This window comes from Paenibacillus pedocola (assembly GCF_031599675.1).
Taxonomy (GTDB): domain Bacteria; phylum Bacillota; class Bacilli; order Paenibacillales; family Paenibacillaceae; genus Paenibacillus_AQ; species Paenibacillus_AQ pedocola.
Window position 1 is genome coordinate 2,984,155 of sequence record NZ_CP134223.1, and the last position, 21,200, is coordinate 3,005,354.

At 47.6% G+C, this 21,200-nt stretch carries 19 protein-coding genes; 12 read left to right on the forward strand and 7 right to left on the reverse strand.

The features are described from left to right. Positions 1-96: 96 nt before the first annotated feature. Entirely contained in the window at positions 97-1,200 is a 1,104-nt protein-coding gene (locus QU597_RS12860; protein ID WP_310833303.1) for a citrate/2-methylcitrate synthase, read from the forward strand. A 128-nt stretch (positions 1,201-1,328) separates the two neighbouring features. On the opposite strand, the gene QU597_RS12865 is transcribed toward QU597_RS12860, so the two are convergent. After that, complete coding sequence (locus tag QU597_RS12865; protein WP_054940336.1) at positions 1,329-1,616, reverse strand: hypothetical protein; 288 nt, start codon at positions 1,614-1,616, stop codon at positions 1,329-1,331. A gap of 170 nt (positions 1,617-1,786) precedes the next feature. Then, positions 1,787-2,962 (reverse strand): MFS transporter, encoded by a 1,176-nt coding sequence (locus QU597_RS12870; protein ID WP_310832977.1) that lies wholly within the window; start codon positions 2,960-2,962, stop codon positions 1,787-1,789. Between the two features lie 136 nt (positions 2,963-3,098). Between QU597_RS12870 and QU597_RS12875 the strand changes: the two genes are divergently transcribed. Continuing rightward, entirely contained in the window at positions 3,099-3,863 is a 765-nt protein-coding gene (locus QU597_RS12875) for an exodeoxyribonuclease III (RefSeq protein ID WP_310833304.1), read from the forward strand. Between the two features lie 96 nt (positions 3,864-3,959). Here the strand turns inward: QU597_RS12875 and QU597_RS12880 are convergent, their stop codons facing one another. From QU597_RS12880 to QU597_RS12890, 3 genes are read right to left on the reverse strand one after another with little or no spacing between them, the layout of a single operon-like run. Beyond that, on the reverse strand, positions 3,960-5,423 hold the full coding sequence (locus QU597_RS12880; RefSeq protein ID WP_310832978.1) for a serine hydrolase domain-containing protein: 1,464 nt from the start codon (positions 5,421-5,423) through the stop codon (positions 3,960-3,962). A gap of 40 nt (positions 5,424-5,463) precedes the next feature. Next, positions 5,464-6,984: an amidase family protein gene (locus QU597_RS12885; protein WP_369698844.1), complete on the reverse strand. Its 1,521-nt coding sequence runs from the start codon at positions 6,982-6,984 to the stop codon at positions 5,464-5,466. Continuing rightward, a complete protein-coding gene (locus QU597_RS12890) occupies positions 6,981-8,135 on the reverse strand; it encodes a VanZ family protein (protein WP_310832979.1) in 1,155 nt (384 codons plus the stop codon). Before QU597_RS12890 ends, QU597_RS12885 begins: the two co-directional genes overlap by 4 nt. A gap of 226 nt (positions 8,136-8,361) precedes the next feature. Between QU597_RS12890 and QU597_RS12895 the strand changes: the two genes are divergently transcribed. The 5 genes from QU597_RS12895 to QU597_RS12915 all read left to right on the forward strand — a co-directional run bounded on the left by QU597_RS12895 (position 8,362) and on the right by QU597_RS12915 (position 14,220). Then, complete coding sequence (locus QU597_RS12895; protein WP_310832980.1) at positions 8,362-8,709, forward strand: hypothetical protein; 348 nt, start codon at positions 8,362-8,364, stop codon at positions 8,707-8,709. Positions 8,710-8,890: 181 nt separating this feature from the next. Next, entirely contained in the window at positions 8,891-10,126 is a 1,236-nt protein-coding gene (locus QU597_RS12900; protein WP_310832981.1) for an aminopeptidase, read from the forward strand. Positions 10,127-10,290: 164 nt separating this feature from the next. Further along, complete coding sequence (locus QU597_RS12905; RefSeq protein ID WP_310832982.1) at positions 10,291-12,315, forward strand: YncE family protein; 2,025 nt, start codon at positions 10,291-10,293, stop codon at positions 12,313-12,315. Positions 12,316-12,563: 248 nt separating this feature from the next. Further along, complete coding sequence (locus tag QU597_RS12910) at positions 12,564-13,097, forward strand: sigma-70 family RNA polymerase sigma factor (RefSeq protein ID WP_310832983.1); 534 nt, start codon at positions 12,564-12,566, stop codon at positions 13,095-13,097. Next, on the forward strand, positions 13,090-14,220 hold the full coding sequence (locus tag QU597_RS12915; RefSeq protein WP_310832984.1) for a DUF4179 domain-containing protein: 1,131 nt from the start codon (positions 13,090-13,092) through the stop codon (positions 14,218-14,220). Before QU597_RS12910 ends, QU597_RS12915 begins: the two co-directional genes overlap by 8 nt. 119 nt (positions 14,221-14,339) lie before the next feature. Here QU597_RS12915 and QU597_RS12920 read toward each other — a convergent pair whose 3' ends face one another. Continuing rightward, positions 14,340-15,230, reverse strand: coding sequence for a PhzF family phenazine biosynthesis protein (locus QU597_RS12920; protein ID WP_310832985.1), 891 nt, complete (start codon positions 15,228-15,230; stop codon positions 14,340-14,342). Between the two features lie 9 nt (positions 15,231-15,239). Further along, positions 15,240-15,791: a hypothetical protein gene (locus QU597_RS12925; RefSeq protein WP_310832986.1), complete on the reverse strand. Its 552-nt coding sequence runs from the start codon at positions 15,789-15,791 to the stop codon at positions 15,240-15,242. A 223-nt stretch (positions 15,792-16,014) separates the two neighbouring features. Here QU597_RS12925 and QU597_RS12930 point away from each other — a divergent pair, with 223 nt between their 5' ends. The 5 genes from QU597_RS12930 to QU597_RS12950 all read left to right on the forward strand — a co-directional run bounded on the left by QU597_RS12930 (position 16,015) and on the right by QU597_RS12950 (position 21,044). Then, complete coding sequence (locus tag QU597_RS12930) at positions 16,015-16,344, forward strand: antibiotic biosynthesis monooxygenase (protein ID WP_310832987.1); 330 nt, start codon at positions 16,015-16,017, stop codon at positions 16,342-16,344. 544 nt (positions 16,345-16,888) lie between these two features. After that, positions 16,889-18,130: a sugar ABC transporter substrate-binding protein gene (locus QU597_RS12935; protein WP_310832988.1), complete on the forward strand. Its 1,242-nt coding sequence runs from the start codon at positions 16,889-16,891 to the stop codon at positions 18,128-18,130. A gap of 158 nt (positions 18,131-18,288) precedes the next feature. Further along, a complete protein-coding gene (locus tag QU597_RS12940) occupies positions 18,289-19,143 on the forward strand; it encodes a carbohydrate ABC transporter permease (RefSeq protein ID WP_370656265.1) in 855 nt (284 codons plus the stop codon). A 41-nt stretch (positions 19,144-19,184) separates the two neighbouring features. Continuing rightward, positions 19,185-20,009, forward strand: a complete 825-nt coding sequence (locus tag QU597_RS12945) for a carbohydrate ABC transporter permease (protein ID WP_236329418.1) — start codon at positions 19,185-19,187, stop codon at positions 20,007-20,009. Positions 20,010-20,051: 42 nt separating this feature from the next. Further along, complete coding sequence (locus QU597_RS12950) at positions 20,052-21,044, forward strand: LacI family DNA-binding transcriptional regulator (RefSeq protein ID WP_310832990.1); 993 nt, start codon at positions 20,052-20,054, stop codon at positions 21,042-21,044. Positions 21,045-21,200: the final 156 nt, after the last annotated feature.

The window sequence follows — 21,200 nt, forward strand, 5'->3', positions numbered from 1 at the left end:
TATTCATAAAAAACAATAAATATGCAATATCGAGTTTCCGGCATATACTTTTATTGTGATGTTAACTTTCAGATGAGCGGAAAAGGAGCTAGTATGATGGCAAAGGTTACCGGATTAGAAGGCGTAGTTGCAGGAGAAACAGATATTGGATTAGTGGATGGCGAAAAGGGGCATCTGGTCTACCGGGGGTACTGGGCGAAAGAGCTTGCAGTCAGCAGAAGCTATGAGGAAGTGGCTTATTTGCTGTGGAACGGGCATTTGCCGGATACTGACGAATTGGAAAAACTTAAGCAGGATATGGCTGGAGCGAGAATAATCCCGGATTATTTGCGTGGAATGATTGATTTGCTTCCTCCATCCGTTCCTATGATGCTGGTGCTGCAAAGCGCTGTAGCAGCCTTAGGAGAACCGGTGAATGCGACCTGGCCGCCGACACTTCCCCAGGCGCTCCGGTTAACCTCGGTACTGCCGACAATTATTGCTTACAGATACCGCAAATTGAATAACCTGCCGGTTATTGAGCCGCTTGCTGAGCTGGGTCATGCCGCAAATTATTTGTATATGCTGAAAGGGCAAATACCTGAAGAAGCCCATGTACGGGCACTCAGCGCCTATCTGATTCTTTGTATGGAACATGGTATGAATGCTTCTACCTTTGCATCCCGGGTCGTCCTCTCCACAGAGTCAGATATGTGCGCGGCGGTGTGTGGGGCTATCGGAGCGATGAAGGGCCCGCTGCACGGCGGAGCACCTTCCGAAGTCATTGCTATGCTTGAGGACATCGGAACAATGGACCGGGCTGAGCCGTGGATCCGCGCTGTACTTGACAACGGAGGCAAGATTATGGGCTTTGGACACCGGATCTATAAGACGAAGGATCCGCGCGCTGAAGCGCTGATGATTGCGACTGTAGAAATGAACGGTAAAGACCCGTCCTTTGATCTGGCCATTCATGTAGAGCACACCGCTATCCGCCTGCTGGAGGAATACAAACCGGGCCGCCGCTTATTCACCAATGTAGAGTTTTACGCTGCGGCAATTCTGCGTGCTTTGCAGCTTGACCCGGAGATCTTCACTCCAACCTTTACGGCGGGTAGAATTGTCGGCTGGACTTCGCACATTCTTGAGCAAGCGGCGAACAACAGAATATTCCGTCCTCAATCCGTATACACAGGGCCAATGCCTGATCTCGAAGCTTAATAGCTTTGAAGAAATCACGTGAAAGAGCCGTATAATATTGCAAAAAACACCCCTGACCGCTTAGCGGCCAGGGGTGTTTGATAGAGGGAATGCTCATGAGTGAGTATGGCGGATACTCTGGTATTACATTAGAAGTCTGATGTTGCGATTTCGATGGTGCCGAAAACTGCGCCGGCAGCTGTGCTTAACAGTGCGGCAACCAGCAGCAAGTTTACTGACAGCGTAAGGCTGTTCAGTGCAGGAATAGTGTAAGTGACTACTGGGGCATTTACCCGATAGATAACGAGATCGACGGGAAATGCCGAGCCGTTGTTAACAGTAACAGCAGCGTTAATGCCTCCGGCAAGATTCTCGTAATAGGATTTACCTACCGATGGAGCCAGATTGAAGTATTGAATCGGTAATAAGATAGCCATCATGATGACCTCCTTTGTGTTTGATAGAATATCATATTCAGTAAATCTATGAGTGTTATAACGGATGTCTTGGGAGATTCGCACATTTTAATAGGCTGCTGCGTCTATAAAAGAACAGCCCCTATCCGTAATGGATAGAGGCTGCTAAAGAAGAGAAGCGGGAACAGTAATTATTCCTTTGAAGTGACCTTCGGTTCTGTTCCTTTAGAACGATTACCATAAGTCCGGTACAGGGCCAGTCCGAAGACTGTTCCGGCAAATGACATCGCTGACACGTACAGATAAAAGCTTCTTCCTCCGAAGGAACCATACAGCGCCCCTCCCGCATAGGAAGCCAGAATTCCTGACACTCCGAAGAACAGAAGAGCCAGCACCGTTTGACCTGTTGCCCGCCATTCTTCCGGCACAATGCGGTACAAATACTGGATGGCCGCCGAGTAGAAGACAGGGAAAGTGAAGAGCTGCATAACCTGAAGGTATGCCAGCAGGTGCGGGTCTGTGATCCAGGCGGAGAGAAAGAAGCGGACAAAATAACATGCACCCGCGAAACTGATAATGATCAGTTCCTTACCTTGACGAAGCCACCAGAAGCTCAGAGCGAAGACCAGAATTTCGCTGATTGCCGCCAGAAAAAAAGACTGGCCTATTAGTGCTGCACTGCCGCCAAGATCCAATAGGGTCACCCCTAAAAAGGTATCGTTCATTCTTGCCGGCACAGAGATAATGAACACCAGCAGCAGGAACAGCAGGGTCTCCTTATTGCTGAAAAAATGCCTGAGGCTGTTCAGCGTGACCGGTTTTCCCGATACCGGCGCATCTGGCATCTTCCAGCTGACTACAAAGCCCAGCAGACAGCTGCCGGCAAACAGCAGGCCCAAACCGTGCGCTCCCAAATAATACATTACATAGCCGGTAAGTAAAGCCATGATGCCGTATCCAAGTGCACCATAGGTGCGGATGGAGCCATAGCTGATGCCGCTAGCTTCGGCAATCCGGAAATTGAGGCTCTCTGTCAGCGGATCGATCGGCATCAGAAAGAAATAGAGCAGCATCGCGAGCAGAATGAGCTGTATATAGCTGGTGGAGTCATACAGGAAGTAGCCGGTGATAGCTGAGCACAGCAGTAGCAGCAAAAGTACTTTGCGGATCGTCTTCGTCCGGTCACTGATCATCCCCCATAAAGGCTGGGCGATAATTGTGATGAACCCGCCTGTCCCGATTACCAGACCAATCTGCCCCGGGGTCAGGCCCTGATCATCTAAATAGACCGGCAGAAAAGGGATAAACATCGCCAATAAGGCAAAATACAGAAAGTTAAAGCTTCGGAGCAGAATAGATGTGTTCATAGATTTAAAAACCCTCGCGTTTTTCATAGAATAATTAGGCAAGCCCAGTTATTGTATCATGCCTATGAACTCCAATCAGCTTAGAATATGTTACACTTGGAATAATTCTAGTGAAAATGTAAGGAGAATGACGATGATCAAACTGGTGTCCTGGAATGTAAACGGTCTTCGAGCCTGTGTGGGCAAGGGTTTTAACGACTACTTCAAAGAAAGTTCTGCAGATATCTTTTGTGTGCAGGAAACGAAGCTGCAGGAAGGCCAAATTGTCCTGGAGCAGGGCGAAGAGTATTACCAGTATTGGAATTATGCCCAGAAGAAAGGCTACTCGGGAACAGCCGTGTTTACGAGAATCAAGCCCCTCTCTGTAAGATACGGTCTGGAAGAGGATTCCGAACCAGAGGGTCGGACGATCACTTTGGAATTCGACAGCTTCTATCTCGTAAATGTCTATACTCCGAATGCCAAAAGGGATCTTACACGGCTGGATTACAGAATGGAATGGGAGGACCGATTCCGCACCTATCTGCTGGAGTTGGATAAACGTAAGCCTGTCATCGTTTGCGGCGACCTTAATGTTGCCCACGCCGATATTGATCTGAAGAATGCCAAGTCTAACCGCGGGAACTCAGGCTTCACCGATGAAGAACGCGGACGGATGACTATACTGCTGGAATCGGGTTTTATTGATACCTTCCGGTTTTTTTATCCGGAGACAGAAGGAGCTTATACCTGGTGGTCCTATATGCCAAAAATAAGAGAGCGGAATGTCGGCTGGCGGATCGACTATTTCCTGGCCTCTTCACGGCTTGCGCCGCAGCTGATAGATGCAGCCATAGATTGTAATGTACTGGGAAGTGACCATTGTCCGGTAGTGCTCACAATGAAGGGTCTGGAAGCTTAATAGATATCCAGTAAGGTATTATTACAAGAGGCTATGCATCCCTGTTAAGGAATGTCATAGCCTCTTGTTTTGGTTAGAAGATTTAAAAGCTGCAATTTACTCTATGAGATAGCCTGACAATGTAACCGGTTCGTTTGGACCCATGGTCACATTGAAGGAATGTGAGAGTTGGATCGATTTCTCTTTCACGGTTAGTTCTTCTGTAATGCAAAAAGGCGTTTCCACAAGCTGCATCGTCAATTGAAGTTTGTCCTCTGCCGCCCAGGTGAAACTGGCCATGATGGCATTGGACCCCGAAGGGCTTGGTATAATATTAGCGGAGTTTGCTGTCCACTCCTCCCGCCCAAAAACTATGCTCTGCCGACCTGACTTTTCTTGAATAGTCAGCACCGCTTCATTCCCGCTAAAGGAAACTTCAAGTGTGTCGATATCCAGCTCGTTAGCTTCCAGCTTATAGACTTGGCCGCTCAAGGAGCTTTCCAGGGTTGAAGAAAGGATACATCGTGGCGGTACAATCTGCAGTGTGCTGAGCTGAGCAGCCAAGTCTGCGACTGCAGAAGGCTCCTCTTGAAGTAAGGGGGCAGATTTCATAGCCGGAAGCAGAAGCTCCCAGACAGCATCCATCACCTGCTGCGTATCATTCGTACCGCTAGTAATCACTACAACTGCATCCTGTTCCGGCATAACGATACAGAGCTGGCAAAAGGCACCGTCTGCACGGTAGGCGCCATGCCGGCAATTCCAGAACTGATACCCGTATCCTTGTGACCATTCTCCGCTGTCCGGGCTCCCATCACCATTCGCAATTTGCTTGGAGCTTGCAGCAGCGACCCATTCCCTGGAGAGAATCTGCCGGTTATTCCACTGTCCCTGCTGTAAGTACAGCTGCCCGAATTTAGCGATATCTTCTGTAGTGAGATTTAACCCGTACCCTCCGATATTGATCCCGCGCGGACAGCTTTCCCAGGTAGGATCCTTAATGCCCAGCGGAGTGAACAGCCTTGGACCGAGATACTCCAAGAGTGTCTGGTTGGTTACCTTTTGCAGAATGGCAGAGAGCATATAGGTAGCTCCGGTATTATAGAGGAAATATGTACCGGGCACCTCCTCAACCGGAAGCTGAAGAAAGGCTCTGACCCAATTGCCTTCATGGGACTGCAGCATGTCGGTCATTGTATCCATGGTGTGGCCGGTACCCATCATCAGCAAATGGCTGATGTTCATCTGTGACAGGTTATCACCAGGCTCTGCGGGGGATTCGTCAGGAAAAAAGGAAACCACCTTATCTTCCAGAGATAAGAGCTGTTCTGAAACTGCCAGTCCGATGGCCGTAGCGGTGAAGCTTTTGCTGAGTGAAAACAGCATGTGAGGAAATTCAGGTCTGTACGGAGACCACCAGCCTTCTGCAACAACATGGCCATGCCTTAGTAACATCAGGCTATGCAGCTCGATGTTCAGGTTCTTAATCCGGTCCAGAAATGCAGATACAGCGGTTGAGCGGATACCTTGTTCCTCGGGAAGACTTCTTGGCAATGGAGATAAAGTTCCGGTAATGTTCATGTTCACAGCTCCTCGTGGGATGAATGAATAAAGTGCTTGTTTATTTAGACAGGCGGGGCGGGAAGCGCCGCTTTGACGCCTGTTCAAATCCATATGCGATCGAGATCAACGTCGGCTCACTAAAGGCCGTGCCGGAGAAGGTGACGCCATGGGGGCCTTTGGTAAGATATCCTCCTGGTGTAACGATTCCATTGGCTGCAAAGCCAGCAGGAACTGTGATGAGCGGATAGCCTGCTCTGGCAGCCAGATCTGTTCCGTGAAATCCGGGGAACATCAGGGCATCCAGCCGGTATTCCTTTATGGCGTAATCTATTCCATGATCACGTGCCTGACCGCGGGATAGGCGAAGCTGTTCAAGGTACATTTCTTCCGTTATACCTTCTCCGGACTGTTCCAGCCATTCTAGCGTGCCTTGCCCGTATTTCAGAGCTTTTTCACTATGGAGTTTATTATAGGCGATAAGCTCGCTTAAACTATGTACGGGTATGGACTCGGCAAGTCCGGCCAGATATTGATTCAGGCCTCTTTTAAACTCATATTGCAGCATGACCGGGCTCCATTCACTGTTAAGACAGGGAAGCTCAATGGGATCAACGATCACAGCGCCTTGTTGTTCAAGAAGCTTAATCGCTTCTGCCATAATAGCCAAAACCTCTTCATCGAGCTCCTGATAGATAGCCCTAGGGATACCGATCCGTACCCCTTGTATATACGCTGCATCCAAAAAAACCGTGTAATCTGCTATTCTTCCCTCCCGGGCTGTTCCGGACACTTGAGTGTCTACTTCATCCAGTCCGGTCATCGCTCCCAGCAGGACCGCTGCATCAGAGACTGTCCTGGCCAGTGGTCCTGCGGTATCCTGGCTGCCGATGCCGGGAATGATTCCAGCCATGCTGACAAGTCCCGCGGTTGGTTTAATCCCTACGATACAGTTCTGGCTGGCCGGGCTGATAATCGAGCCGGAAGTTTCCGTCGCTACGGCCGCGGCAATGAGATTGGCTGCAACGGAAGCCGCACTGCCGGAGCTTGAACCCCCTACAAACAGCTCGCCGGGTCCGTAGGGGTTGAGGACGAGCCCGCCGCGTGAACTGTACCCGGCCCACATCCCGGGAGCCATAAAATTAGCCCATTCCGTCATATTAGCCTTCCCGAGAATAATGGCACCTGCTGCGCGCAGCCGGCTGATGACCGCAGCATCCTTAGCTGCCGTTGACTCTGCTAACGCTATAGACCCTGCACTTGTGTGCAATTTATCTGCGGTGTCTATATTATCCTTGATTAGAAGCGGAATGCCGTGCAGGCTGCTGCGGACTCCTGCTATTTGCCGCTCTATATCAAGCTCGCGGGCAATATCCATTGCATCGGGATTGAGCTCCAGCACAGAGTTAATAACAGAATCATACCTGTTGATCCTTTCCAGATAAAGGCTCACCAGTTGTTCAGCAGTTAACGAGCCTTTGTTCATTTCAGCCTGCATGGCTGTGATATCCGCTTCAATAATCCATTCCTGCCACTCCAGGCTGCCGTCCTTATTGTTTAAGTTAGTCTTAACTTGGTTCACCGGATAGATTCTCCTTTTCTTTTAAGGGATAACGGTAACTCTACTGTGTCTGCCTGCTGCTGTTTCTCAGGCCAGGCAATGATATTCCGGGTCCGGCTTAATCGCTCGTAGAACAGCGGCTCCTTCTTAAACATACTGATGATTAGATGAATGAGGAACAGCAGATCTGCCAGCAGCACTATACCACGGGCCGGACCGGATATATCCGGTCCAAGGGTGTTTACCCATGCCGTATTAAACTGCAGAATATTCATACCGAACGTTACTCCATAGAGCAGACCGTATCTTAGGACAATCATCCATGGCCGGAGGCTGCTACTGCAGCCCTCTACCCGGATACGTACAATCCATTTCCCAAAGGTCTGTCCCCGGGTCCAGCAAGGAATTAGCAAGAAGTATACCCCAAGTACGATCCATAAAGGGCAGGGAACCGGGAACAGGCTTAGTATACCGGCAGCGGTCAGCCACACACAGGCGTCCAGCATAAAGGCGATGCCCCTGCGGGTATAGGTGACACGTTTTGTACTAAGATTCGCCCTGCTGTCCAGTTGTTCGATCCGGGGCAGCAGTCCCGACATCCGGAGTGCAATTCGGAATCCGGCAATTCCGCCAAGTGTATTGGTAATCAGGTCATCGACATCAAAAATCCGGTACGGATTGTCAAAGAAACCGTATATGCCGGTAATTTGCGTTATTTCAAACGATAGTGAAAGCACAAAGGAGAGCAGAATGCACACTACCCAGCGGGTGCGAAAATAGTAGCCCAGGAACATGCCGAAAGGAACTGTCAATACAACATTGAATAAAGCTTGAAAAAAGGCAGGGTTACGCAAAACCGTCAAATAGGTGGACGGCTGGTCAACCGATAAAGGGCTGCTGCGGACAACTTCTCCTATAAATTGCAGTGGCACAACCTGAATACAGCTGCCTGATAAAGGCAAATTGTGCCTGGAGGAAGGGAAGGGCAGCATAATCAGATAAAAGGCATTCAGTAAATAGAGCAGCAACAGATAAAGCACTAACGCCCGAAGCTTGTGAATATAGCCGTGCCGCCGGTATTGGACTATCAGGAAGGGCAAAGTGAAGAGCATCGCCGCGACCGGAAAAGACATAAAGGCATATGAGATCGGAAACAGATACGAAGTAAACATGGCCCACCTGCTGTCAACTAATTTGGCGGAGTATCATCATTATACCGGCAGCTTAGCTTAGGTAATCCGAATAAATGCTCTGCAGTCAGTTAGACGCTGTATCCATCCGGATTCACTGCAAGTAACCAATATCATTATAGAATTATCTGGAAAACGGCTCTATGTATTTAATCAATATATTTAATCTCTCCGGCATACATATGTTAGGAGAGGAGCGTGAGCAAGAATGGAAAAGAAAGTGCAGCAATACTATAAACTGAAGTCCAAACAGAAGGATATCGAGAAGGAGCTGGCTGAACTCAGGCAGGAGATTCTGGCCTATTGTGCGGATCAGGGAGAGACGGAGAAGGTAATCGGCAGCTATAGAGTCAAGCTTGTTACGCAGAACCGGAAAGAATATGACGATGAAAAGCTCTACAACACGCTGGCTGACCCGCAGGTGTGGCGGCTGCTCTCCAAGGCGGACCCGTCGAAGGTCGCAAGTCTGGCGAAGCTTAATGTGATTGCTGAAGAGAAGCTCGCGGGTACGTACACGGTGAAGGAAGTTACTTTATTGCAGGTGGATAAACACTAGGGCAGAAATAGATTTTTAAGAGGCGGTTCTTCAGCGGAACTGCCTATTTCTTTTGTCTCATAAATTTCCGGTCAAAGGACAATTAATCGCCATAGCCCTCATTTTGCGTTAAAATAGCTACTGGAGCTTTTTTTGAGGATATCAAGATAGTCAAAGATCAGTCAGAGATGGAGGATAAGAAATGAGCAAGGATTTTGAGTTGATGCTGGAGAAATATGCGGATCTAGTAGTAAAGGTTGGAGTGAATGTGCAGCCAGGGCAAGTGCTGATGATTCATTCGCCTTTGGAAACGGCCGAGCTTACGCGCCTGATCGTAGGCAAAGCCTATGAAGCCGGTGCGAAATATGTAATGGTGGACTGGGATGACGAGGCGGTTACGCGTATCCGTTACGAGAAGGCTCCAGAGGATTCTTTCGGTTATTACCCGCAGTGGCATGCCGACATGCTCGAAGGGTTCGCCGAAGAGGGCGGAGCCATTTTACATATTAAAGTACCTGATCCGGAGCTGTTCCGCGGGATTGATTCCGCCAAGGTCTCCACAGCCGTCAAAGCTGCAGCTATAGCCCGTAAGAAATACCAGAATTACACACGCAGCAGTAAAATTAGCTGGTCGCTGATTAAAGCGCCGACACGCGCCTGGGCGGACAAGGTGTTCGCGGATCTTCCCCGGGAAGATCGTATTGATGCGATGTGGGAAGCTGTTTTCCAGATGAACCGTGTGGGGACAGAGGACCCGGTGGCTGCCTGGCGTGAGAATATTGCCCAGCTGAAGCAGAGCCAGGACCGGATGAATGCCAAGCGGTACAAAAGTCTGCATTACCGCGCACCGGGCACGGACCTGCATGTGGAACTGCCTGAAGGCCATCTCTGGCGCGGCGGTGGCGGCGAAAACGGCAGTGGAGTGTATTTTGTGGCGAACATGCCTACAGAGGAAATCTATACCATGCCGCAGCGGACCGGGGTTAACGGCACTGTAACCAGTACACTTCCGCTGAACCTGAATGGCCGCCTTGTGGACGGGATTACGTTCACCTTTACCGATGGCAAGGTTACTGCTTATGATGCCGTTTCCGGCCGTGAGCATCTGACTTCCCTGCTGGAGACCGATGAAGGAGCCTCTTATCTGGGTGAAGTGGCTTTAGTGCAGCATGATTCACCAATTTCAAGACTGAACAGAGTATTCTATAACACAGGTATTGATGAAAATGCTTCCTGTCATTTTGCGCTGGGCAGCGCGTACCCGGTAAATATCGAGGGCGGCGTAGGCTTAAGCAGTGAAGAGCTGCTGGGACGCGGCGCCAACGTCAGCCTGACACATGTTGATTTCATGATCGGCTCAGCTGAGCTGGATATCGACGGTGAATTGGCTGATGGAACGATCGAGCCTGTCTTCCGCAATGGGAACTGGGTGCTGTAAATAATATCCATCATATTCTCAAGCCGTAAACCCGCCAAGTGTGGAGTTTACGGCTGTTTTTATTATGCCGGATAACAAACTGTGAACCAATACATATATACAGGAATCCAGAAGATGAAATATACTGGAAAAGTATATGGAAAATATGGTAGAGGAGACAGTTCATGAACCGTCGTTATAGAAAAAGCTTGGCTTTTTTTATCATCATTGTGTTGGGTATCACAAGTGTACTGCCGTTTGGATTTGCGAATTCTACTGCCCATGCATTGGGAACGGTTGTTTCGGAGACTTCCCTTGACCCTGGTTCGAGGCTGGCAAGCATGAAGCTGGATGAACGCAGAGGTTATTTATACGCTGTGTCGCGTGAAACCAATGAACTGCTTTTTATCAATAAAGATTCAATGCAGATCGATAAAAGACTAATTGTCGGCAAAAGTCCTGAAGGCATGGATATGGTAGATAACAGACTCTATGTCGCTCTGAGTGGTTCAACTTTTATCGCGGTAGTCAACCTGGATACAGGGGCAATAAAAGCTAGGATCCCGACAAAAGTGAAGCCCTCCCAGGTCGCAGTTGACGGAAATAGCCTCTACTATTCTAATAATGATCAGGGGAGTAAGGTTTACCGTAAAGATTTAAGAACGGGTGAAGAGAGGGTAGTTGAAAATAATATTTCACGGCCTTCACTGGTAGTTAACAGGAAGACTCACAAACTCTACGCTACAGAAACGGAAATATTCAGTGATCTGCTTACAGTATTTGACACCGCTACTGGAGTCAAGCAAGCTCAAGTGGAGCCGGATGGGAATGACTTTTCTAATGTGGTGGTGAATGACGGGGAACTTTATTTTGGATCACTCCGGCTTAATCCTGATAAATTGTCCACAATTTCCACCACTCCTGGCGAGATCCGGGCTGTGGATGATGCCTACATCTATAGTGATATCGGAATATATACCAAGGATGAAGGCATAAATGTCTTAAAGTTCGCTAATGACTTCATAATGACAACCTTTATGGAAGTAGATCATAACCATACTATTTACAGCTACAATAAATGGACTTCCCTACTGTCTAAGACAAGCTATAATCTCCCGATTGATTCTGCAGCAATTGAATATAGTGACAGTACTAACCGGATTACATTCAACCGGAACCTCAATGCCTGGGCTATAGGGAAAGATGAGAAGTATCTGTATGCTGTATCCAAAGAGAGTAACCGGCTGCTGCAGATCAACAGTGTATCGTTTAAAGTGGTAGCAGACCGCTATATAGGTTCGCAGCCATCGGATGTGGATATCCATAACGGAGTAATCTATGTTTCACTAAATGGAAGTACACATCTTGCCAGGATCGATACTTTGGGCGAGAGCAATTTTATGGCTCCGGTCACTCAACTTGAAATTGGCATACATACTACGGATATAGCTGCAGGAAATGGAAAAGTTTATTATGCTAATGGAAACTATTGGCATGCTGTTGGTGAATTTGATGACGCGTACAGCAATTTTCCGCAGTCTTACAACAATCCTTCACTTTCAATGAATAGGGATAAATCGCTATTATATATCGGTGAAACCGATTTTTCAGTCAGCAATCTGTATAGTCTGGATACAAAAACAAATACCGTCTTGCAGCATACAAATGGCGGGAATGGTTACGGATCAAAAGTAGTGATTCCTGACGGAGAATATGTATATTACGCTGGACAGCGGTTTGCTGCCGATGATCTGAGCAAGAGATACGGAGTTTATAAGGACGGGCCCGATCCGGCCGAGTTGTTGTTTGCCAGGGGGAAACAAGTCTTAGGGTCAACCGCTGTTTATAATAGGGATACTTTTGAACCGGTCAATCATTTACCCTTTACGGCATCCTATGGATATTTTAAAAAGGACGGAACCATTTTGCTGTATTCGGGTAACGGTCCCCAGTTTGCTTTATATAAATTTGACAGCCTCGAGGATATGCAGAAAGAAGTGCGCATTGCTTTACGTCCTGCAGCGGCCTATTTTCAAGATGATGACGGGGATTCTCAGTCCATTGAAGGGAAACTCAACATTTATCCTGGAATGGCTACGCTAAATGCTATAAATTACCGGATTGGTTATTACGATGAAGACGATAAGCCTATAGGATTTTTCGGTTCTGAATTTGTTAATTCACGGGAAAAGCTGTCTGACGGTACATAGGTTCATAATCTGAAAAAGCTTATACCGGTTCATGCGAAAAAAATCGGAGTCACTCCTTATGTTCAAAAGTCTACCGGAGGTCCGGAAGCTGAAAGTTTCATGCAGAGGAGCCTTCCCCCAATGGGGAGGGCTCTCTTTTGATGCGGCAGAGGATTAAGAAAAATCACAGGTACAAACTGCATAAGGTAAAACTGTTTGTGGATACTCTCCGTCTTATACTTTGTAAGGATAGAGAGAGGAGGGGCAAGATGACGATGCCGGGCGTGGAGATGAAAAGGTTAACGGGTGCTGCATCCGGTGAGGAGTTACAGTTTTATGAAGCGGTGATGGAGCATAGCGATAAGCTGTATCAGATTGCCTACAGCTATCTTGGCAACAAGACCGATGCACTGGAGGCAGTGCAGGAGACAACCTGCCGGGCATGGATCAAGCGGAAGGCGCTCAAGGATCCTAGAGCTTTTAGAGCTTGGATCATCCGAATTCTGATCTATGTCTGTATTGATGAGCAGCGGAGAAGGAAACGAAGTGTTCCTACACCTGACGAGTTCATGCAGGAGCCTGTGACTGAAAATGACACCGGACGTATGGATATGCTCTCAGCACTCGAACAAGTAAAATCAAAATACCGGCACGTGCTGCTGCTCAAATACTACAATGACATGACGCTGGGGGACATCGCTGAATTGTTGAACAAGCCTGAAGGGACTATTAAGACCTGGCAGCATAAAGGGCTGAAGCAATTAAGAGGCATTATGAAGGATAGGGGGGATTGGAATGATTAACAGCAGAGAAGAGCGGGCCATGCTATCGGATGCGGCCCGTGTTCAGCGGCACATTCAAGCGGGACAAAGCAACAGTGACTTAACAATTGCGGTTCAGAGCGGAATGGAGCGGGGCATCCGGAATAGTAAACGGTTTACTCTAACGACAGGCTCTTTGTTCGGGTTGGCAGCTGCCGCAGTAATCGCTATTGTGCTGTTTATAATCCCTATAATACACGAAGAACCCCGGACAGCGGTGTTCCCGCAAACTGTCAATTGGGGAGAACTGGAGTCCTTTAAGGAATTCAATACTTATGATATTAATTCAACAACTTTAGAATCAGCAATCCGCAATGACTACATCCAGCTGATCAACAAAAGTGCTGAAATACAGGGCTACAGGATAACACTGAACGCAGTAACGGCAGATGAGAATAGAATCCTCATTCTGTATACTGCCACAACGGAAGCAGACCAGGAGGTCTACAACGTCAGCAGCAGCAGGATTTTGAATACCCGGACCCGAAGTTACCTGACGTCAGCCGGTGGCATGGGTGCTCATGACAAAGTGTTGGGTCAGGACAATTATCATAAATTTTATGGAAAAACCGAATTTGAATTGGACCGGAGCAAGCCTTTTCCGGAGGAACTGCAGGCGGAGTTTCAGATTGCTTCTGTAGACCCGGGCAAGATGGACGATCCCAAGACTGGCACCATCCTTGCGGATATGCATTACTCGCCAAGACTCAAGATCAGCTTCACACTGGATTCCAAGTTTAAAAAGACGGTGACCCGAATTCTTTATCCGGATAAGACCGTCATCCTTGATGGTCATGAAGTCGTACTTAGTAAGCTTGAATTGTCCCCGTTAATGATATCTGCACGGTTCACTCTAAAGAACCCGGATGAGAACAGCTGGGAAGTACGGCTGAAGATTAATGAGGCTTCTCTCAGAACTGTGATAAAGTCCAAGACTGAGGATGGCGCACTGGAGATGCCTATGGTTTCAGGAGGCGGAACAGAGGACGGGTTTGAGAGAGTGTATGCCAGTAATCTGTTGGATAATCCGGAATCTCTCATACTGGAGCTTACGACAAAAACAAGTAATGAAGCAGTGAAGCTGAGAATTAACCTTTCAAAATAGACGGAGGCTTTTTGGAGTCAGACTGATACTCGCATCAGTCTGACTCTAAAAGAGGGTATGTATTATCTCATGGACATTCCCAATAAGGTACACTTTCTCCATTTGTCTCCATAACTGCATCATTCCTTAATCTGAATGCTCAGCTCCCCGGCAAAAACGGCGGTGCCCGTAATTGCGACCTCCTGACCGTTTGTATTCACTGTTACCCTAACGCTGCCATTGCGTCCGATCTCCTGTCCTTGCTCAATGAGCAGTTCCAGATGTTCCTGATCCGGCCGGATGTATTTGGCATAATATGCACCCATTACGCCGGAGGCGGTTCCTGTTACCGGATCTTCAATGGTGCCTGAGTAAGGGGAAGAGAAGTGCCGGCCATGCATGTCCGCCTCAGCAGCATAGGTTTCCAGGCAAAAAGGATGCAGGGAAGCATGCGGCAGTTCCTTTAAAATATCAGGGAAGCGGTTATTATCCGGTGACATTCGTTTGAAGGCAGCGAGAGAACGAATAGGAAGCAGAAGCGTCCATAACCCCGTGCTTCCATACATTATAGGAAAGCGTGGATCGATATCCTCCGCCCAAAGACCAAGACAGGCGGCCAAGTCGGCAGGTGAGCCGTTGAAAGGCATGAACTCCGGTGCTGCCTGCTGCATGGTAATAAGAATTTGATTGGAGTGATCCTCTTTAATGTGAACGGGCAAAATGCCGGCTTTTGTTTCAATTGTTATTCCGGATTGATCACCCAGAAGTCCTTTGGTTTTCATAGCATAGATGGTGGCAATAGTGGCGTGACCGCAGAGGTTGACTTCATGGCCAGGTGTAAAATAACGGATTCTCATATCCGCCTGGTCAGAAGGCAGCAGGAAGGCCGTTTCATTAAATCCCACTTGTTCGGCGATTGACTGCATTTGTTTCTCTGTGAGTTCACCTGCGTTCAAAACGACCCCTGCCGGATTCCCCATACCCGCCTCTCTACTAAAAGCATCCACATGATATACTGTTACCCCGCTCATAAGAACCTCCTATTTGTTCCCGTTGTTAAATCTGAATACCATTTTTGTTCCGTCAAAGGTCTCTTCAACAGCTTCGTGGTAGTCACCCTTTGTATAACCCGCTACAGTCTTCCGCCAAAATTTCTGTCCGGTAATATTTTTTGCGGCCGGGTTGGTGTACAGCTCCCACACCCCTGCAAAACGTTCAAATACACGAAGTGCGGCTTGTGCTGCGAGACCTGTCCCTCTAAATGGCTGAAGTACAAAAAATTCGTTTACGAAAAAATCAACACCTTTTGCACAATGAGGAGGGGTGGCTATAAGTGCGAATCCCGCGGGGACAGAGCCAGCTTTGAACAAAAAAGGAAATAGGATTCCCGGTTTCTCCCACCATATATTTTGCGCATCATATTGCTGTTCCAAGGTGCGGATCTCCGGGTCGTCTTCAAAAATCCCATGCTGGTTCATCACGGTTCCTTCAGTAAATCCATAATGGCCGGATAGGTCATGGAGATAGAGCGGATAAAGATTTTTAATGATATGTGCTTCATGCTGTTCAGCCAGTTCAACGGTCAGGTTCATGATTTTCCTGCTTTCTGTAGTGGTTAGTTAATATGTTCCAAGTGTATTAACGCTTAAATGCCTGAGCAAGTGATTGTTTATTTTAAATTAAAAAATACTTGGAGAAGCAGGACTGGTATTGATAATGATTATCAATTAGAATGAAATATAGATTGAATTTTACTAAAATTGCCTAGGCGGAGAGAGACTCTTGCAGCTTATTGGCTCATTGGAGGTATAATCGATGTTCATTCAGACGAGATCCATTGTAGTTGAGAAAGGAAACAGTGATAAGGTCATTGAGAAATTCAGTGCACCGGGTGCGCTGGAAGAAATGCCGGGACTCATTGATATCAGTGTAATGGTCAATAAGAAAAGCAAAGACAATGAGGAGGTGCTGCTGCTGATCCGCTGGGAATCCGAAGACGCGTGGAAGAACTGGGAGAAAAGCGATGCCCATATCCAGGGCCACCGTAACAGCAGAGGGCAGGAGAAACCGGCTTTTATCCTCAGTACAACTGTAAATATGTATGAAGTGCAGAAGGTAAAAGAGGGAAAAATTTACGGTAAATAGGTTTACGGGGAAATTACAGCCAGAGGTTGCCTTAAAGTGGATTTTTCCACAAAGGAGGCAGCCCCTGGTTTTTTACTGAAAGGCTAATCCATATATTTGATATCTCTCGCTACCTCCAGAAAGACTGGGAGAACTGTTTCTTTGTTTCTGCTGAACAGCGGATTATGATCATTCCTTTGCTGCATAAATTTGATCCTATTATTTACACTTTATCCTCCGGCTGGGATACTCGAAAAGTTTTTAGCTCAGCCACTTGAAATCGCTAACACATAGAATTATAATGAGTTTATCGAAACGATTCGAATTAATTATTCGATTAATCAGCTTTAGGATCAGCTGCGGCACTCATTCACTTTTGAAAACGACTAAAATGTCGTTTTATCTACCGGATAATGGGTTAATAGTAACTGTGATGAAGGTGTAAACGCGAAAAACAACGAATAAACTCGAATTTTTTTTCGATAACAATCGAAACGTTTCGATGTAAGGGCTTTAATCATAGTAATCTTACGTTTGGCTCACACTAAAACAGGGGTGAAAGAGAATGAAAAAGAAAACTGGCTTTACCATTGCTTCATTGCTACTCAGCTTCTCGTTGGTTGCGGCAGGCTGCGGCAACTCAGACAATTCCGCTTCCGGGGACAGCAAGACTTTGAAAGTATGGTTCATGGGTACATCGGATACCGTTAAGCCGATTGCTGAAATGTATGAAGCTAAGAATCCTGGAATTAAAGTAGATGTTCAGGCGATTCCTTGGGACACTGCCCATGATAAACTGCTGACGGCTGTAGCTTCCAAGAACGGTCCTGACGTTGTCCAGATGGGAACAACCTGGATTCCGGAATTTGCGGCTGCCGGGGCCCTCAAGGATATGTCTCCATATATCGAGCAGTATCCAAGTATGAAAGCGGACAACTTCTTCGACGGGGCTGTTCAAACTACACAGTACGAAGGTAAGACGGTCGCTGTTCCGTTTTATGTTGAAACCCGTGCGATGTTCTACCGGACCGATCTGCTCAGCGGTGTAGGCTATCCTGAAGGCCCGAAAACCTGGGATGAGCTGAAGGATGCCAGTAAGAAGCTGGTCGAAAAAGGCGGAGCCGGACATTATGCTTTGCCGATTGAAGGAAAAGACTCCATCTACCCGGTCATTTTTGCCTGGCAGAACGGAAGTGAAATCATCGACGAGAACCGTCAGCCACAGTTCAATCAGCCGGCGTATGTAGAAACGGTTAACTTCCTGAAGAGCTTCTATGATGAAGGTTTATCTCCAAAAGGCACGGACCTGGATACCGTGGCAGCATTCAAAGACGGTACGATGGCGATGTTCATCAGCGGTCCTTGGATGATCCAGACGGTTAAAGAAAAGGCTCCGGAAATTGACGGCAAGTGGGCAGTAACTACGCTCCCGGCCAAAGTAACCAATACTTCATCCATCGGCGGTGCAGATCTGTCGATCTTCAATTACAGCAAAAACCCGGACGAAGCCGCTAAGTTCATAGCTTTCATGGCTGAACAGGAAGCACAGCTGAAATACTATGAAACCTCCAATTCCATGCCTGCCCTGAAGGCTGCCTGGACGAATGAAGCGCTTAGTGATCCGATGATTGCCGCTTTCGGCAAGCAGCTGGAGAATTCACGTCCTGCTCCAACGGTGAAGGAATACGAGGAAATTGCCCAGGCGGCAATGGCTGCTTTTGAACAGATTACAATTGGCGGCGCAGACACGCAAACCGAGCTGGATAAATTGAATGATAAGGCCAACGAGCTCCTTGGCAATAAATAATATCTGATTTTCCTTCAGGCGGACTGCCGGGATCTCCATCTGAGGTTCCGGCAGTAGGCTTGTTTCTCTTCCCGAAGGAAGAAAGTGAAAGAACGTGAAAGGGTGTGAGGCAAGTGAATTCATTTGTGAAGCAATGGAACAAGCATAAGTATCCTTATATGTTTATCGCTCCGGCAGTTATTCTGCTGACGCTGTTCTCCATTATTCCGATTATTATTGCACTGGTAATCAGCTTTACGGATATGGATCTGGTGGGGCTTGCGGATTATTCGAACATTCGCGGCGTTGGATTCAGCAACTATATTGATATTTTCAAGGATCCGATTTTCCTCAAATCGATGTACAATACGTTAATTTACGTGGTCATTGGAGTTCCGCTTGTTGTGATGGCCTCGATGGGCGTTGCCCTGCTGCTCAATTACGGCTCCGGCTGGCTGTTCAAAAGCTTCCGGGTCATCTATTATATGCCTTCCATCACCAATATTGTGGCGGTAGCAGTGGTGTGGGGCTATTTGTATAACGGCTCCTACGGCTTGTTTAACTATATACTCTCCTGGTTTGGTTTACCGGCGCAGCAGTGGCTTCAGGACCCCGTTCTGGCTAAATTATCTCTGATTCTGCTGGCGTTCTGGAAATCCATCGGACTCAATATGATCATTTTCCTGGCTGCGCTGCAGGGAATTCCGCGCTCCTATTATGAAGCGGCTGAAATCGACGGTGCGACCGGCTGGAAAAAGCTGCGCTATATTACCGTTCCTTTGCTTGGATTCGCTACTTTCTTTGTGACCATTACGACTTTGATCGGCTGGATTCAATTCTTCGAAGAACCGCTGGTAATGACCAAAGGCGGCCCGCTGAATGCGACCATGTCCATGGCGCTCTTCATTTACAACAACGGGTTCCAGCTGAGCAAATTCGGCTACGCAGCCTCGGGTTCCTTCGTGCTGTTCATTATCATCATTATCGTGACACTGATTCAATTCGCGGTCAAAAAGAAAGAAGTAGAATATTAAGCTTCCGCTATTGCTGAAGGCTTAAGAAGGAGGGAACTGGCATGGCACTCAGAATGAAAAGACTGGAAAAAGGAATAATGATCGCGCTGCTTGTTATCGGAGGACTGCTGATGATGGTGCCGTTCATTTGGATGATTGGCTCATCCTTTAAGCCTGAGAACGAATTTACGGTAATTCCGCCGTCATTATTTCCGAATCACCCTACGTTTAACAACTACCGCGATTTGTTTGTGAAAATGGACTTTCTGATCTATTTGAAGAACACGCTGATTATCGTGCTCTGTTCATTTGTCGGACTGTTCCTGAATGCGATGGCAGGCTATGCCTTTGCTAAATTTGATTTTCCCGGTAAAAATAAATTCTTTTATGTGATACTGGCGACCATGATGATTCCGGGTCAGGTTACCATGATTCCAACCTATCTGATTATCAATCAGATGCATCTGGTGAATACGATGGCGGGCATTGTACTTCCGGGTCTCGTAGGCGCGTTTGCGATCTTCCTGTTCCGCCAGTTTATGACCACAATCCCGATGGATCTGCTGGAGGCGGCAAGACTGGATGGAGCGGGCGAGCTGCGGATCTTTTTCCAGCTGATGGTGCCGATTGTGAAGCCGGTATTTGCCGTTCAAGGGATATTGACTTTTATCGGGGCATGGAACAGCTTCCTGTGGCCGCTGATTATTGCCAATGACGAGAAACTGTACACCTTATCCGTCGGCTTGTCGCTTTTGAAAGGACAATATGGTACAGCCTTTGGTCTGCAGATGGCGGGTGCTGCATTTATGGTTGTTCCGATCGTAATTATATTTATCTTCTTCCAGAAGCACATCATAGAAGGATATACGATCTCTGGCATAAAATAGTATATAGAAGCATATTGCAGTGCTGAGGAAGGATTGAACAGGATGGCAACGATCAAGGATGTGGCAAAGCTGGCAGGGGTGGCACTGTCGACGGCCTCCTATGCGATGAGCGGGGACAGTAAAGTCAGCGCAAAAACAAGAGAAAAGGTGCTGGAAGCGGCACGGCAGCTCAATTATCAGAAAAATGGTTTTGCCATGGATTTGAAACGGAGCCGCACCAATACAATCGCCCTTATTCTAAGGGACCTGTCAGGTCCATATTATTCGGAATTAATCCGCAGCATTCAAGATGTGGCCTTGTCCAACTCCTATGATCTGATTGCCTGCAGTTCAATGGGCGGAAAAGAATCAACCGCAGTCAGATACATGCTGGAAAAACGCGTAGACGGGGCAATCGTGCTGGCCCATAACATTACAGATGAAATTCTGCATGCGGCGGCGGGACCGCGTTTTCCAATCGTGGCGATGGACCGTCTGATTGCCGGTGAAGGTCTCATTAATGTTGTGGTAGATGGTGAACAAGGGGGCTATATTGCAACCCGGCACCTGATCGAAAAAGGGCATAGCTCCATCGCTTACATCAGCGGACCTGTCGATTCCTATGACAATGCGCTGCGTTATCAGGGATTCTGCCGGGCGATGCGCGAAGCCGGACTGACCGAGAAGACGAAATGGAAGCTTAGCGGGAACTTTGTACGTGAAGGCGGTTATAAAGCGACCAAGATGATGCTGATGCAAGGCGAACTGCCCTCAGCGGTATTCTATGCCAATGATGAAATGGCGGTCGGGGGATTGAAAGCACTGGAGGAAGCTAAAGTTTCGGTGCCGGATGAACTTTCGGTTATCGGATTCGACGATATTCAGCTGGCTGAATACATTCAGCCTTCGCTGACCACAATCCGCCAGCCGATGTACGAGTCCGGTTCTTTGGCGGGACATCTGCTCTTCCAGATGCTTAACGGAGACCTGGTCAATGATTTCTATAAGCTTAAGATTGAACTGATTGAACGGAATTCGGTTAAAACCAACAACTAACCGGTGAAGAAATAGCTTGGCTTATTAGCTGATGTCTTGTGGCTTCAGCTGAATGCTCCGCTCTGGGAGAGCGGGGCAGCGGTCTTATCCCGTAGAAACAGTGGTTTATCGAAAATTAGTGAAACGTTTATGAAAAATTAAAACAATATATAAATA

Coding starts and splice junctions, on each gene's coding strand:
- QU597_RS12860 (WP_310833303.1), top strand. CDS start 97: ATGGCAAAGGTTACCGGATTAGAAGGCGTAGTTGCAGGAGAAACAGAT.
- QU597_RS12865 (WP_054940336.1), bottom strand. CDS start 1,616: ATGGCTATCTTATTACCGATTCAATACTTCAATCTGGCTCCATCGGTA.
- QU597_RS12870 (WP_310832977.1), bottom strand. CDS start 2,962: ATGAACACATCTATTCTGCTCCGAAGCTTTAACTTTCTGTATTTTGCC.
- QU597_RS12880 (WP_310832978.1), bottom strand. CDS start 5,423: ATGAACATTACCGGAACTTTATCTCCATTGCCAAGAAGTCTTCCCGAG.
- QU597_RS12890 (WP_310832979.1), bottom strand. CDS start 8,135: ATGTTTACTTCGTATCTGTTTCCGATCTCATATGCCTTTATGTCTTTT.
- QU597_RS12895 (WP_310832980.1), top strand. CDS start 8,362: ATGGAAAAGAAAGTGCAGCAATACTATAAACTGAAGTCCAAACAGAAG.
- QU597_RS12900 (WP_310832981.1), top strand. CDS start 8,891: ATGAGCAAGGATTTTGAGTTGATGCTGGAGAAATATGCGGATCTAGTA.
- QU597_RS12905 (WP_310832982.1), top strand. CDS start 10,291: ATGAACCGTCGTTATAGAAAAAGCTTGGCTTTTTTTATCATCATTGTG.
- QU597_RS12910 (WP_310832983.1), top strand. CDS start 12,564: ATGACGATGCCGGGCGTGGAGATGAAAAGGTTAACGGGTGCTGCATCC.
- QU597_RS12915 (WP_310832984.1), top strand. CDS start 13,090: ATGATTAACAGCAGAGAAGAGCGGGCCATGCTATCGGATGCGGCCCGT.
- QU597_RS12920 (WP_310832985.1), bottom strand. CDS start 15,230: ATGAGCGGGGTAACAGTATATCATGTGGATGCTTTTAGTAGAGAGGCG.
- QU597_RS12925 (WP_310832986.1), bottom strand. CDS start 15,791: ATGAACCTGACCGTTGAACTGGCTGAACAGCATGAAGCACATATCATT.
- QU597_RS12930 (WP_310832987.1), top strand. CDS start 16,015: ATGTTCATTCAGACGAGATCCATTGTAGTTGAGAAAGGAAACAGTGAT.
- QU597_RS12935 (WP_310832988.1), top strand. CDS start 16,889: ATGAAAAAGAAAACTGGCTTTACCATTGCTTCATTGCTACTCAGCTTC.
- QU597_RS12940 (WP_370656265.1), top strand. CDS start 18,289: ATGTTTATCGCTCCGGCAGTTATTCTGCTGACGCTGTTCTCCATTATT.
- QU597_RS12945 (WP_236329418.1), top strand. CDS start 19,185: ATGGCACTCAGAATGAAAAGACTGGAAAAAGGAATAATGATCGCGCTG.
- QU597_RS12950 (WP_310832990.1), top strand. CDS start 20,052: ATGGCAACGATCAAGGATGTGGCAAAGCTGGCAGGGGTGGCACTGTCG.